General features: G+C 70.9%; 12 protein-coding genes. 3 read left to right on the forward strand and 9 right to left on the reverse strand.

Annotated elements, in window-relative coordinates; genetic code table 11:
• The first annotated feature begins 140 nt into the window (after window positions 1-140).
• Window positions 141-704 carry a helix-turn-helix transcriptional regulator gene (locus LUX31_RS02635; RefSeq protein ID WP_235472890.1) on the forward strand — a complete coding sequence of 188 codons (564 nt, stop codon included), beginning with the start codon at window positions 141-143 and terminating at the stop codon, window positions 702-704.
• A gap of 63 nt (window positions 705-767) precedes the next feature.
• Window positions 768-1,601 carry a class I SAM-dependent methyltransferase gene (locus tag LUX31_RS02640; RefSeq protein ID WP_235472891.1) on the forward strand — a complete coding sequence of 278 codons (834 nt, stop codon included), beginning with the start codon at window positions 768-770 and terminating at the stop codon, window positions 1,599-1,601.
• On the opposite strand, the gene LUX31_RS02645 is transcribed toward LUX31_RS02640, so the two are convergent.
• From LUX31_RS02645 to LUX31_RS02665, 5 genes are all read right to left on the reverse strand, one after another.
• Window positions 1,576-3,759: a hypothetical protein gene (locus tag LUX31_RS02645; RefSeq protein WP_235472892.1), complete on the reverse strand. Its 2,184-nt coding sequence runs from the start codon at window positions 3,757-3,759 to the stop codon at window positions 1,576-1,578. The genes LUX31_RS02640 and LUX31_RS02645 overlap by 26 nt on opposite strands.
• A 318-nt stretch (window positions 3,760-4,077) precedes the next feature.
• Window positions 4,078-4,617, reverse strand: coding sequence for a hypothetical protein (locus LUX31_RS02650; protein WP_235472893.1), 540 nt, complete (start codon window positions 4,615-4,617; stop codon window positions 4,078-4,080).
• 175 nt (window positions 4,618-4,792) lie between these two features.
• A complete protein-coding gene (locus tag LUX31_RS02655; RefSeq protein ID WP_235472894.1) occupies window positions 4,793-6,016 on the reverse strand; it encodes a cation:proton antiporter in 1,224 nt (407 codons plus the stop codon).
• 7 nt (window positions 6,017-6,023) lie between these two features.
• Window positions 6,024-6,509, reverse strand: coding sequence for a cation:proton antiporter regulatory subunit (locus LUX31_RS02660; protein ID WP_235472895.1), 486 nt, complete (start codon window positions 6,507-6,509; stop codon window positions 6,024-6,026).
• 57 nt (window positions 6,510-6,566) lie between these two features.
• Window positions 6,567-7,097, reverse strand: a complete 531-nt coding sequence (locus LUX31_RS02665; RefSeq protein ID WP_235472896.1) for a DinB family protein — start codon at window positions 7,095-7,097, stop codon at window positions 6,567-6,569.
• Window positions 7,098-7,197: 100 nt separating this feature from the next.
• Between LUX31_RS02665 and LUX31_RS02670 the strand changes: the two genes are divergently transcribed.
• Window positions 7,198-8,220 carry an LLM class flavin-dependent oxidoreductase gene (locus LUX31_RS02670; protein ID WP_235472897.1) on the forward strand — a complete coding sequence of 341 codons (1,023 nt, stop codon included), beginning with the start codon at window positions 7,198-7,200 and terminating at the stop codon, window positions 8,218-8,220.
• 90 nt (window positions 8,221-8,310) lie between these two features.
• Here LUX31_RS02670 and LUX31_RS02675 read toward each other — a convergent pair whose 3' ends face one another.
• The 4 genes from LUX31_RS02675 to LUX31_RS02690 form a co-directional block, all read right to left on the reverse strand.
• Entirely contained in the window at window positions 8,311-9,093 is a 783-nt protein-coding gene (locus tag LUX31_RS02675; RefSeq protein WP_235472898.1) for a lysophospholipid acyltransferase family protein, read from the reverse strand.
• Window positions 9,093-9,866, reverse strand: a complete 774-nt coding sequence (locus tag LUX31_RS02680) for a GNAT family N-acetyltransferase (RefSeq protein ID WP_235472899.1) — start codon at window positions 9,864-9,866, stop codon at window positions 9,093-9,095. The genes LUX31_RS02675 and LUX31_RS02680 overlap by 1 nt, the downstream gene beginning before the upstream one ends.
• Window positions 9,867-10,137: 271 nt before the next feature.
• On the reverse strand, window positions 10,138-10,887 hold the full coding sequence (locus LUX31_RS02685; protein ID WP_235472900.1) for a succinate dehydrogenase/fumarate reductase iron-sulfur subunit: 750 nt from the start codon (window positions 10,885-10,887) through the stop codon (window positions 10,138-10,140).
• Window positions 10,884-12,830 carry a fumarate reductase/succinate dehydrogenase flavoprotein subunit gene (locus LUX31_RS02690; RefSeq protein ID WP_235472901.1) on the reverse strand — a complete coding sequence of 649 codons (1,947 nt, stop codon included), beginning with the start codon at window positions 12,828-12,830 and terminating at the stop codon, window positions 10,884-10,886. Before LUX31_RS02690 ends, LUX31_RS02685 begins: the two co-directional genes overlap by 4 nt.
• Window position 12,831 lies beyond the last annotated feature (1 nt).

The following is a 12,831-nucleotide window of genomic DNA, read 5'->3' on the forward strand; positions in this document are numbered from 1 at the left end:
CGCCGCCGTCGGTGCCGGTGCGGCCACGGCGCCCGCCGCTCCCGACGCGGACAACACGATGCCGGGGATCGAGTCCCAGAAGGCGTTCGACCTGATACCAGCGCTTCCCCGGCTCCAACGCACATGGCGCCAGCGCCCGGGTGGTCTTCGTGGCCCCGGGCGGCGAGAAGGTCACCGCCACCGAGAACCGGGCGGCGATCGAGAAGTTCGTGGGCGAGGTGGCCGGCGGTTCGCAGGTCTCGTCCACCGCCGCTCCCTTCCAGGCCAAGGCGGGCCGCCATCAAGGAGGCCCAGGGCTCGGGGCTGACCGTAGAGGTCGGCGGTACGGCGCTGGCGACGACGCCTGCGGCGCCGCCGAGGCGCTGCTCGCCGGCATCCGCACCGTGGCCGCCGGTGACTCGCTCCTCTCCCCCAACGCCACCCGCACGCTCATCACCCGCTTCCTCAACTCCCCCGTTCCGGGCACCCAGTTGGCGACCCCGGAGGGGCTCGCGGCGCTCACCACCCGTGAACGGGAAGTGATGTGCCTGGCGGCCGAGGGCGGCTCGAACGACGAGATCGCGGAGAAGCTGTACGTCAGCCCGTTGACCGTCCGTACCCATGTGCACCGCGCGATGACGAAGCTGGGCGCCGGCGACCGGGCCCAACTGGTCGTCATCGCCTACCAGTCGGGGCTCGTACGACCCCTGCCACCCAAGGCGTAGTTAGGTTAGCCTTCCCTTGCCGCTAGCGGGCTCGTCCGGCGACGACGGGAGACGGTGATCACCGTGGCTCACTCCAAGCACGTGCCCCAACTGGGCGATATCCAGGAGACGTTGCTCATCCCGCTCTACGGGCGCGCGGTCGAGACCGGCAAACGCCACGGCATGCTGTCCGATCCGCGTGCCGTGGAGATGGTCGACGCGATCGACTACGACTTCTCCCGGTTCGACGGCGCCCGGAGCCTGGTCGGCGCCAATCTGCGGACGCTGCTGTTCGACGGCTGGGTGAGCGACTTCCTCGCCCGGCATCCGTCCGGGACCGTCGTGGAGATCGGTACGGGTCTCAACACCCGGTTCGAGCGCCTCGACAACGGCACGGTGCACTGGTTCGACCTCGACCTGCCCGACTCGATCGCGCTGCGGCGCAACTTCTTCGAGGACACCAACCGCCGGCGCATGATCGCCGCGTCGGTCACCGACCCGGCCTGGACCGAGGAGGTCCTGGCGAGCCCCGGCCCGTACTTCCTGGTCGCGGAAGCGGTGCTGATCTACCTCGAAGAGCCGCAGGTGCGCTCGGTGTTCGACCTCGTCGCCGAGCAACTGCCGGGCGCTCGGCTCGCGTTGGAGACCGCGGCCGGTCATCTGATCGACAGTCAGGACAGGCACGACGTGCTCGGCGACATGGCGGCCCGGATGCGCTGGCGCTGCGACGACCCCGCCGGTGTCGAGTCCTGGCGTACGGATGTGCGCCTGGAGGAGTCCTGCACCTTCGTCCATCTGCCCGCCGCGCTCCACCTCCGCCTGCCCCTCCCCTACAGGCTGTTGCTCGCGGTGCTGGGGAGGGTCAAGCGGCGGGACATGGAGTCGTTCAGGTTCAATCTGTTCCGGTGTGGGGGCTGAGCCCGTCGGTGCCCTGCCCCCGCCCACGGCGGTAGGCGATCACGCCGGCCGCGGTGAGCGCTGCGGCGGCCGAGGCCATCCCGATGACGCCGACGCCGGTGGAGGCGAGGCTGCCGCCGGTGGAGCCGGTGGCCGTGGTGCCGCCGGTGGTGTCGGTACCGCCCGTGGTGCTGCCTCCCGCCGTGCTCCCTCCGGTCGAACTACCGCCCGTCGTACCGCCGTTGGTGCTGTCGCCGGTGGTGCCGCCGTCGGTTCCGCCGGTCGTGCCGCCGTCACCGCCAGTGTCGCCGCCCGTGTCTCCCCCGGTGTCCCCGCCCGTGTCGCCTCCGGTGGTCGACTCGGTGGTCACGGTGAGGGTGACGGGCGTGGTGCGGGTGGTGCCGGCCGTGTTGGTGAACTCGGCGCGGTAGCGGTGGCCGTCGTGGCCGGTCTCGGCGGTGAAGGCGTACGTGTTCGCCGTCGCGTCCGGCAGGTCCTGCCAGGTCTGTGCCCCGTCCGTGCTGACCTGCCAGCGCACAGTCGGTTCCGGGGTGCCCTCCGCCTGGGCGATGAGGGTGACCGTGTCGCCGACCGTGACCGTCTGGTCGGTCGGCGCCTGGACGACCTTGGGTGACACGAACCGGTCCAGTTTGACGACCTTGCCCTCGGCGGGGCTGGTCACGTAGACCGTCCTGCCGTCGGCGGCGACGGTGATCGCGGCCGAGCCGAGCTGGGAGTGGTTGCCCGGCAGCGGCACCGCTTCCACCGCGGCCTTGTACGTCGTCGTGTCGTACACGGCGAGCGAACCGTTGTTGTCGCCGCCGCTGCCGGTGTCGCCGTTGTCCTGCCGGACGACGAAGACGCGGCCCGTCGACGGGTCGAAGGCGGCTGCGGCGGCCTCGTCGGTGCCCTCGACGGTGGCGAGGAGTTTCGCGTCCTGGTCGAAGACGAGCACCGAACTGCCCACGCCCACCCAGACGTTGCCGGTCGCGGGGTCGGTCTCGACGAACCCGATGGACGCGTCCGGGAGTTCGGCGGTCGCCGTGACGGTGAAGGTGCCGGTGTCGACGCGGCGCAGCAGTCCGCCGGAGGCCCCCACCGACCAGACGACCGACCGGGCGGAGTCGAGGGCGAGCCGGCGTCCGCCGTCCAGCGGCACGGTACGGCGGACGGCTCCGGTGGCCGTCTCCAGCTCGGAGAGGGTGGCGCCCTGGGCGACCAGGACGGTGTCGGAGGCGGTGCCGGGGGCGAGGTCGGTGATGGTCGCGCCGGTCAGCCAGACGCCCTTGGCGCTCGCGTCGCCGTCCTTCGCGGTGCCGATGCCGCGCAGGGGGTAGCGGTAGAGGACGCCGTCCCCGGGGAGCGCGGCGGCGATCTGGGCGGCTGCGGCTGTGCGCAGGACGCCGTTGGTGCCGGGGGCCTGGCTGATGTGGCTGCGGACGGTGCCGTCGGCGGGTTCGAGGACGTACAGGCCGCGCTCGTCGACGTCGGCCGTGTCGGCGAGGTTGTCCGAACCGACGTACAGCTTCCCGGAGTCGGGGTGCAGCAGCACGTCGAGCGGTTTGCCGGTGGTGGTGAACTCGGCCGCCTGCCGGTAACTGACGGTCCCGGCGGGTACGTCGACGCCCTCGCCGCCGCCTCCGGGCTCCTGGCCGGTGAAGGTGACGGGGACGCGCACGTCCTGGGAGCGGTCGCCGCTGCCCCGGTGGTCGACGCGGGTGACGATCGCGCAGGACACCGTGGCGCAGTCGAGGCCGTCGCCCGCGGCCTTGATGTCGAGCGTCACGTCGAAGGTGCCGCCGTCGCCGTACGGCACGGCGAGGTCGCCCTCGTAGGTGTCGCCCTTGGGCACGATCCAGCGGGAGGCCGCGCCGTCGCCGGAGGTGTCGGCGCCGCCCAGGCAGGGGCTGGGGACGCGGTTGTCGCCGTTGTCCTTGCAGAGGGCGACGTAGATGCCCTTGGTCTGGTCGTATCCCGCGCCGGTGACCTGGAGGGTCTCGCCGTCGGGCGCGAGACCGGCGGAGGCGGAGACGGTGAGCCGCTGGCCCTCTTTGCCGAGGGCGGTTTTCGGCGTGTCGGCGGCCTGGGCACCGGAGCCGGCGCCGAGGGTGGCGAGCGAGAGGGCGGAGGCGGCGGAGAGCGAGGCCGCCGCCCAGAGTCTGCGGCGTGAAGGAGTCATGGGGTCCTCGGGGTGGGCCAGGCGGGCTGGGCCTGTCCGGCGGATCAGGCTGGAGGAAAGCAGCGGCACTTTTCGGCGCACGTGAGCGGGTCTTGGTGCGTGCAGCTGCAAGGCGGAGGAGGGCGTCGACGCGATGGGGGTCCCCCCGCGCGAGGTTGTTCGAGCGTGGGGGAGTCGGCAACCGACGACAACGCCGCTGGGGGTCCCCCTCTGGGGGAGTGCGTGCCAAGACCCGCGTCTCCGGCATGATCCGCCGGACAGGGCCCAGGCCCGGCCGGGTATCGACCGGCCGGGCCCCGTTCCGTGACTGCGGGACGGCTACTGGAAGGTGATCGGCACGTGGACGTCGTACTTGCGGTCGTCGGTGTCGAAGTGGTCGGCGCGGGTGACGACGGCACACGTGACGTCCTCGCCGCAGACCTGGCCGTCGTCGAGGGTGGCCTTGACGTAGATCTGCACGCTGAAGGTGCCGCCGGTGCCGAACGTGGAGCTGTTGGCGAAGAGACCGCCGAAGGTGTTGTTGATCCAGTGCGAGGCACCGGTCGAACCGCTCTCGTCCTGGCCGCCGAGGCAGGGCGTCGGCTTGTTGACGCCCGCGGCGCCGTCCACCGCGCACAGGCCGACGTAGATGCCCTGGCTGGTGTTGTAGCCGCTGCCCGTGACGGTGATGACCTGGCCCGCCGCGGCGGCGGTGTCGGGCGCCGTGAGCGACAGGTTGTAGGTGGTGGTGCCGTCGACGACGGTACGGGTCGAGGTCGCGGCGAACGCCGAGGTGGCGAGACCCAGGGTCAGCGCGGCGGAGGCGACGACGGCGAGACCGGCACGGGCGGCGGTACGTGCGGACAGCGGAGATCTCATGATCGGGTGGGCACCTTTCATGACTGGCGATTAGGTAAGGCATACCTAACTTCACGGTGCGGCGAATGTCAACGGGAAGCAAAGGGCCATCAACCTCCGTAGGAGATACGGCAGTTGCGGAAACGACGAAGCCACCCACCGCCCGGGTGAGTGGCTTCCTTTGGGAGCGGTCTCGTCAGTCGCCGACCGCCGAGGGCTGCACCGCCTCGTCCACCGGTGCCGCCGCCGCGGTCTCGCGCCCCGCTCGCCACGCGCCGACGCGGGCGGCCAGGGGCTCGGTCCAGCGGGCGGTGAGCGGGCCCGCGACGACCAGGATCAGGACGTACGCCGTCGCCAGTGGACCGAGGTCGGACTCGACGCCCGCGGTGACCGCGAGCCCCGCGATGACGATGGAGAACTCACCGCGGGCGACCAGCGCGCCGCCCGCGCGCCAGCGGCCCTTGACCGAGATCCCGGCGCGCCGCGCCGCCCAGTAGCCGGTGGCGATCTTCGTCAACGCCGTGACGGCGGCCAGGGCGAGGGCGGGCAGCAGGACGGGCGGGATGCTCGCCGGGTCGGTGTGCAGCCCGAAGAAGACGAAGAAGATGGCCGCGAACAGATCCCTGAGCGGACTGAGCAGGGTGTGCGCGCCCTCGGCGACCTCCCCCGACAGCGCGATCCCGACGAGGAACGCCCCTACGGCGGCGGAGACTTGGAGCTGCTGGGCGATGCCCGCGACGAGGATGGTCAGGCCGAGGACGACCAGCAGCAGTTTCTCGGGGTCGTCGCTGGAGACGAAGCGGGAGATGACCCGGCCGAAGCGGACGGCCAGGAACAGCACCAGTCCGGCGGCCCCGAGCGCGATCGCCAGGGTGACACTGCCGGCGGCGAGCGAGACGCCGGCCACCAGCGCGGTGACGATGGGCAGATAGACCGCCATCGCCAGGTCCTCCAGGACCAGGATGCTGAGAATGACCGGGGTCTCCCGGTTGCCGACCCTTCCCAGGTCGCCCAGCACCTTCGCGATGACTCCGGAGGACGAGATCCAGGTGACCCCGGCGAGCACGACGGCGGCGACCGGACCCCAGCCGAGCAGCAGCGCGGCGGCGGCACCGGGCAGCGCGTTCAGGGTGAAGTCGACCAGCCCTGCCGGGTAGTGGGACTTGAGGTTGGAGACGAGATCGCTGGCCGTGTATTCAAGGCCGAGCATCAACAGCAGGAGTATGACGCCGATTTCGGCGCCGGTTGCGATGAACTCCTCGCTCGCGCCGAGCGGCAGCAGCCCGCCTTTGCCGAAGGCGAGACCGGCGAGCAGATAAAGGGGTATCGGGGAGAAGCTCAGCCGGGCGGCCATCCGGCCGAGCAGCCCGAGCGCGAGGATGATGGAGCCGAACTCGATCAGCAGAACCTGGGAGTGCATGGCGATGTCACTCCCGTCCGAGTATCGACGCGGCCGCGTCGACGCCCTCGCGGGTGCCGATCACGATGATCACGTCCCCGCCCGCGAGCCGGAAGTCGGGCGCCGGGGAGGGGATCGCCTCTGCGCGCCGCAGTACGGCGACCACGGACGCACCGGTCTCCGTCCGCATCCGTGTCTCCCCGAGCACCCGCCCGTTCCAGTGCGAGCCGCCGGCCACCTCGATCCGCTCCGCCACCAGTCCCAGCGGAGTGATGGAGAGCAGACTGGGGCTGTGGTGCGACGGACTCAGCGCGTCGATCAGCGAGGCGGCCTCGGGCGCGGTCAGCCGCAGCGACTGGGCGCACGAGTCCGGATCGTCGGCCTGGTACAGGTTGACGATACGGCCGCCGTCGCGGTGGGCCACGACCGACAGATGCCGTTGCTCACGCGTGACCAGGTCGTACTGAACTCCTATACCCGGCAGCGGAGTCGCCCGCAGGCGTGGCGCAGACACGTTGAGTCCCCTTGCTGATGGCTGGTGTTGAACTGTTGTTGAGCCTCTTGTCGGGGCTCAGGCCCCCGTGACCCCGTCGACGAGTTCGCGCAGCAGGTCGGCGTGGCCGTTGTGGCGGGCGTACTCCTCGATCATGTGCACCATGATCCAGCGCAGCGAGATCCCCTGGCCACCGACGTGGGCCGCCTCCGCCTCCGAGAGCCGCCCGGAGTCGTCCAACGAGGCTGCGGCGGCGACGAGTTCACGGCTCCGCGCGATCTCCGCCCGCCAGACGACGAGCGCCTCGTCGAGCCCGCGCTCGGGGACGAGGGTGTATCCGTCCCCCTTGCCCTCTTCGTAGACGAGGGGCACGTCCAGACCCGCGAACACCCGCTGGAACCAGTTCCGTTCGACCTCGGCCAGATGCTGGACGAGTCCGAGCAGGGTCAGCTCCGAGGGGGCCGCCGAGGCGAGGCGTAACTGCCGGTCGTCGAGGCCCTGGCACTTGAGGGCGAGAGTGGCACGGTGGAAGTCGAGCCATGCGCTCAGCATGGCGCGTTCGTCGGCGTGCGGGGGAGGTATCGGACGGCCGTCCGGTGTAGTCGACATGTGCAGCACCCTTGCACAGGTGCCCGGCGGGCCGCGAGGAATAGAGGCGGCCGGAAGATCGCTGACACGGACACAGCCGAGGATGTCCGGAGCAGCAGCCATGCCGAACCCAGCACCACACCCCGCCACAGGCTCGGCCCTGTCGGCGACCCGCTTCTCCATCCTGGACCGCTCCCGCACCCGCGAGGGCCACCCTGACGCCGAGGCCCTGCGCGACACGGTCGCCCTGGCCCGGGAGGCGGAGCGACTCGGCTTCCACCGTTTCTGGGTCTCGGAACACCACGGGGTGCCCGGTGTAGCTGGCTCCGCGCCCACCGTACTGGCCGCGGCGGTCGCAGCCGCGACACGCACGATCCGGGTGGGCACGGGCGGAGTGATGCTCCCGAATCACCAACCCCTGGTGGTGGCCGAGCAGTTCGGGGTCCTGGAATCCCTCTTCCCAGGCCGGATCGACATGGGCCTGGGCCGCTCGGTCGGCTTCACCGACGGTGTACGCAGAGCCCTGGGCCGCGACAAGGACATGGCCGAGGACTTCTCCACCCAGCTCGACGAACTGCTCGGCTGGTTCGCCGGCACCTCCCCAACGGGGGTCCACGCCCGCCCCGCCGAGGGCCTCACCGTCCCACCCTTCGTCCTCGCGATGGGCGAGGGCGCCACGATCGCCGCCCGAGCCGGCCTGCCCATGGTCATCGGCGACCTGCGCTCCCGCGAGCGGATGCTGCGCGGCATCGACACGTACCGTGCCGGTTTCCGCCCGTCGCCCTGGGCGAGTGAGCCGTACGTGGTCATCTCGGGCACGGTAGCGGTGGCCGCCACGCAGGAGGAGGCCCGACGGCTCCTGATCCCCGAGGCCTGGTCGATGGCGTACTCCCGCACCCACGGCACGTTCCCGCCGCTGCCGCCCGCGGAAGACGTCGAGTCCCGCACGATGACCACGAAGGAGCGCGGCTTCTTCGAGTCGGGGCTCGCGGGCCAACTCGCCGGAACGGCGGAAGAGGTGGCCCACGAACTGGAAACGGTCCTGAAGGAGACAGCCGCCCAGGAGATCCTGATCACGACCAGCACCTACGACCGCACGGCTCTACTGGACTCCTACCGCAGACTGGCAGACCTGCTGGCTTGAAAAGAAGAGGCGGTGCAGCCAGCCTCTTCTTTTCAGGGGCGCGGGGAACTGCGCGACCAGCCACAACGAACCCGCACCCGCCCACGACGGCTAATGCACCCCCACAACCGGCGGCTGCGCCGCACGCGCCAGAGCACGCCGGTCCGGATGGCTACCCGGCGCTATCGCACCCTGCACCTCCACCTCGGCCACCAACCCCCGAGCCGATACGACCCGCCACACCGAAGTCAACAACGAGTCCTCCCCCACAAACGCAGGCGCAGTACTCGCCGCTCCCCCGGCGAGCCGATAGTGCAGATGCACCGGCTGGACAGGCACCCCCGCGTCCAGCGCCGCCTGGAACACGGCCCGGCGGAAGTGCCCCTGGGCTTTACCGCACCAGGTGCTGCCCTCGGGGAAGGCGACAACAGCCGTCCCCTCACGCAACGCCTCCGCGATCTTCCCGACCGTCTGCGGCAACGCCCGCAACCGGTCCCGCTCGATGAACAGCGCCCCGCTGCTCGCGGTCAGCGCGCCCGCCACCGGCCACCCCCGGATCTCGGCCTTGGCCAGCATCCTGGCGGGCCGTACGGCGGCCATCAGCGGGATGTCCAGCCACGAGATGTGGTTGGCGACCATCAGGAGTCCCCCGGAGGGGGCGGTGGGGCCGGTCACCCTGAGCCGGACCCCCGCCGCCCGCACGATGACGCGGACCCAGAGCCGTACCCACCCGGCAGGGATTCTCCTGCCGAGCGGGCACAGCGTGATGCCGGCGAGCAGGACGACCAGGACGGTCATCAGTCGCAGGACGGCCAGGGGTGGGGTCGTCGTGGCACCCTTCGTCTCCACGCACGCTCTCGGGGTGCAGGGCGCGCTGGGCAGCCAGACGCTCATCAGGCCGGGACGAGGGAGAGGAAGTGCCGCAGATAGCGCTGGTTGATCCGGCGCATCGACAGCAGCACGTACAGGTCGGCGACCCCGAAGTCCGGGTCGTGGGCGGGCTCCCCGCAGACCCAGGCGCCGAGGCGGACGTAGCCGCGCAGCAGCGGGGGCAGTTCGGTGCGGCCGGTGGGACGGGCCACGCCCTCGGCGGACCAGGGCAGCAGCGGACGTACCCGGAACTCCTCCGGGGCCAGGTGCCGGTCGCGGACGCGGTCCCAGGTGCCGGCGGCGAGGGTGCCGCCGTCGGAGAGCGGGATGGAGCAGCAGCCGGCCAGCCAGTCGTGGCCGCGGTCGACCATGTAGCGGGCGATCCCGGCCCAGATGAGGCCGATGACGGTGCCGTCGCGGTGGTCGGGGTGGACGCAGGAGCGGCCGACCTCGACGAGGCCGGGGCGGATCGCGTCGAGCCGCGCGATGTCGAACTCGCCCTCGGAGTACAGGCGTCCGGCGACGGCGGCCCGCTCCGGGGGCAGCAGCCGGTAGGTGCCGACGACCTGCCCGGTGACGGTGTCGCGGACCAGCAGGTGGTCGCAGTACGCGTCGAAGGGGTCGACGTCGAGGCCGGGCTGCGGGGAGGACAGCAGGGCACCGAGTTCACCGGCGAAGACGTCGTGGCGCAGCCGCTGCGCGGCGCGTACGTCGTCCTCGTCGCGGGCGAGGGTGACGGTGTAGCGGGTGGGTGCGGCGGGGAGCGGGGGACGTTCGATGGTGGAAACGCCGGTCATGGCTCTCTCCTGGTCACGGGCCGGGGACGGCGAGGCGGCGAGCTGGCCGGTCCCGTTACGTCCGGCCGCATCAGTTCTTCCGACCGCGGCTGTCCTGCGCGTGACCCTCGAAGAGAGTGCGGGTGTGAGCTTGTTGAATGCCAGGGGTGCCTGGCGGGACCGGCAATGAGCACCACTGCCGGTCCCGCCCGTCCGCACCTTGTCGGCGAACGTTCCTGGTAAGGAGGCCGTCATCTCCCGGTGGGGAGGCGGTCATCTCCGGGGGCGGCGGCTACCTGCTGCCCGCCTTGCGGGTCGCCCGCAGCCACTCCTTGTTCATTCCGGTGATGGAGACGAGCGGGATGCCCTTCGGACAGGCGGTCGCGCATTCGCCGGCCAGCGTGCACCCGCCGAACCCCTCCTCGTCCATCTGCGCGACCATGTCGAGGACGCGGGTCTCGCGCTCGGGCGCGCCCTGCGGGAGGACGTTGAGGTGGTTGATCTTCGCCGAGGTGAAGAGCATCGCCGCGCCGTTCGGGCAGGCGGCCACACAGGCCCCGCAGCCGATGCACTCGGCGTGCTCGAAGGCGAAGTCGGCGTCCGGTTTGGGTACGGGGGTGGCGTGTGCCTCGGGGGCGGCGCCGGTCGGGGCGGTGACGTAGCCGCCGGCCTGGATGATCCGGTCGAAGGCGGACCGGTCCACGACCAGGTCCTTCACCACCGGGAAGGAGGCGGCGCGCCACGGCTCGACGTCAATGGTGTCGCCGTCCGCGAAGGACCGCATGTGGAGCTGGCAGGTGGTGGTGCGCTCGGGCCCGTGCGCGTCGCCGTTGATGACGAGCGAGCAGGCGCCGCAGATGCCCTCGCGGCAGTCGTGGTCGAAGGCGACGGGGTCCTCGCCCTTGAGGATGAGTTCCTCGTTGAGGGTGTCGAGCATCTCCAGGAAGGACATGTCGGCCGAGATGCCGTCCACCTCGTACGTGGACATGGCGCCGTCGGCGTCGGCGTCGCGCTGCCGCCAGACGCGCAGGGTGAGCTTCATGCGTAGCTCCGCTGGGTGGGGTGGACGTACTCGAAGACGAGGTCTTCCTTGTGCAGGGTCGGGGCCTCGCCCGTTCCCGTGAACTCCCAGGCGGCGGCGTACGAGAACTCGTCGTCCCTGCGCTCCGCCTCGCCGTCCGGGGTCTGGGACTCCTCGCGGAAGTGGCCGCCGCAGGACTCGGCGCGGTGCAGGGCGTCGAGGCACATCAGCTCGGCCAGTTCGAGGTAGTCGACGATGCGGTTGGCCTTCTCCAGCGACTGGTTGAACTCCTCGCCGGTGCCCGGGACTTTGATCCGCCGCCAGAACTCCTCGCGGATCTGCGGAATGCGCTCCAGAGCCTTCCGCAGTCCGCTGTCGCTCCGCGCCATCCCGCAGAACTCCCACATCAGTTCGCCGAGTTCACGGTGGAAGGAGTCGGGGGTGCGGTCGCCGTCGACGGAGAGGAGGAGGTTGAGGCGGTCCTCGGTCTCTGCCAACACCTCCTGTACGGCGGGGTGTTGGGCGTCGACCGGGGTCTGGCCGGGGTGGCGGGCCAGGTAGTCGTTGATGGTGGCCGGGAGGACGAAGTAGCCGTCGGCCAGGCCCTGCATCAGCGCGGAGGCGCCGAGCCGGTTGGCGCCGTGGTCGGAGAAGTTGGCCTCGCCGATCGCGAACAGGCCCGGGACGGTGGTCTGGAGGTCGTAGTCGACCCAGAGTCCGCCCATCGTGTAGTGCACGGCGGGATAGATCCGCATGGGGACGGTGTACGGGTCCTCGGCGGTGATCCGCGCGTACATGTCGAAGAGGTTGCCGTACTTCTCCTCGACGGCCTTGCGTCCCATCCGCCGGACGGCGTCGGCGAAGTCGAGGTAGACGCCCTGTCCGCCGGGTCCTACGCCGCGCCCCTCGTCACAGACGTTCTTGGCGGCGCGGGAGGCGATGTCGCGGGGCACCAGGTTGCCGAAGGAGGGGTAGATGCGCTCCAGGTAGTAGTCGCGCTCGTCCTCGGGGATCTCGTTCGCGGGCCGCTGGTCCCCCTTGGCCTTCGGCACCCAGATCCGGCCGTCGTTGCGCAGCGACTCGCTCATCAGGGTGAGCTTGGACTGGTGCTCGCCGGTGCGCGGGATGCAGGTCGGATGGATCTGGGTGAAGCAGGGGTTGGCGAAGTGGGCGCCACGCCGGTGGGCCCGCCAGACGGCGGTGGCGTTGGAGTTCATGGCGTTCGTCGAGAGGTAGAAGACGTTGCCGTAGCCGCCACTCGCCAGTACGACGGCGTCCGCGAAGTGGCTGGAGATCTCGCCGGTGATCAGGTCCCGGGCGACGATTCCCCGGGCCCGTCCGTCGACGACGATCAGGTCGAGCATCTCGGTGCGGGCGTGCATCTCGATGTTCCCGGCGGCGATCTGCCTGCTGAGCGCCTGGTAGGCACCGAGGAGCAGCTGCTGACCCGTCTGGCCGCGGGCGTAGAAGGTCCGCGAGACCTGGACGCCGCCGAAGGAGCGGGTGTCGAGCAGTCCGCCGTACTCGCGGGCGAAGGGCACGCCCTGGGCGACGCACTGGTCGATGATCTCGACGGAGATCTGCGCCAGCCGGTGGACGTTGGACTCACGGGCGCGGAAGTCGCCGCCCTTGACGGTGTCGTAGAACAGCCGGTGCACGGAGTCGCCGTCGTTGCGGTAGTTCTTCGCCGCGTTGATTCCGCCCTGGGCGGCGATCGAGTGGGCGCGGCGCGGGGAGTCCTGATAGCAGAACTGGACGACGTGGTAGCCCTGTTCGGCGAGCGTGGCCCCGGCGGAACCGCCCGCGAGCCCTGTCCCGACGACGATGACGGTGTGCTTGCGCCGGTTGGCGGGGTTGACCAGCTTGGCCTCGAAACGGCGCGTGTCCCAGCGCTCGTTGACGGGTCCGGCGGGCGCCTTCTGATCGACGAGGGGCTCGCCGGTGACGTATTCGGTGTAGGTCATT

It is taken from the genome of Streptomyces sp. GQFP (assembly GCF_021545335.1).
In the GTDB taxonomy this organism is placed as follows: domain Bacteria; phylum Actinomycetota; class Actinomycetes; order Streptomycetales; family Streptomycetaceae; genus Streptomyces.

Bases quoted from the DNA above. Each gene is read 5' to 3' on its own strand.
- LUX31_RS02645 (WP_235472892.1), bottom strand. From the start codon at position 3,759: ATGACTCCTTCACGCCGCAGACTCTGGGCGGCGGCCTCGCTCTCCGCC.
- LUX31_RS02650 (WP_235472893.1), bottom strand. From the start codon at position 4,617: ATGAGATCTCCGCTGTCCGCACGTACCGCCGCCCGTGCCGGTCTCGCC.
- LUX31_RS02655 (WP_235472894.1), bottom strand. From the start codon at position 6,016: ATGCACTCCCAGGTTCTGCTGATCGAGTTCGGCTCCATCATCCTCGCG.
- LUX31_RS02665 (WP_235472896.1), bottom strand. From the start codon at position 7,097: ATGTCGACTACACCGGACGGCCGTCCGATACCTCCCCCGCACGCCGAC.
- LUX31_RS02670 (WP_235472897.1), top strand. From the start codon at position 7,198: ATGCCGAACCCAGCACCACACCCCGCCACAGGCTCGGCCCTGTCGGCG.
- LUX31_RS02675 (WP_235472898.1), bottom strand. From the start codon at position 9,093: ATGAGCGTCTGGCTGCCCAGCGCGCCCTGCACCCCGAGAGCGTGCGTG.
- LUX31_RS02680 (WP_235472899.1), bottom strand. From the start codon at position 9,866: ATGACCGGCGTTTCCACCATCGAACGTCCCCCGCTCCCCGCCGCACCC.
- LUX31_RS02685 (WP_235472900.1), bottom strand. From the start codon at position 10,887: ATGAAGCTCACCCTGCGCGTCTGGCGGCAGCGCGACGCCGACGCCGAC.
- LUX31_RS02690 (WP_235472901.1), bottom strand. From the start codon at position 12,830: ATGACCTACACCGAATACGTCACCGGCGAGCCCCTCGTCGATCAGAAG.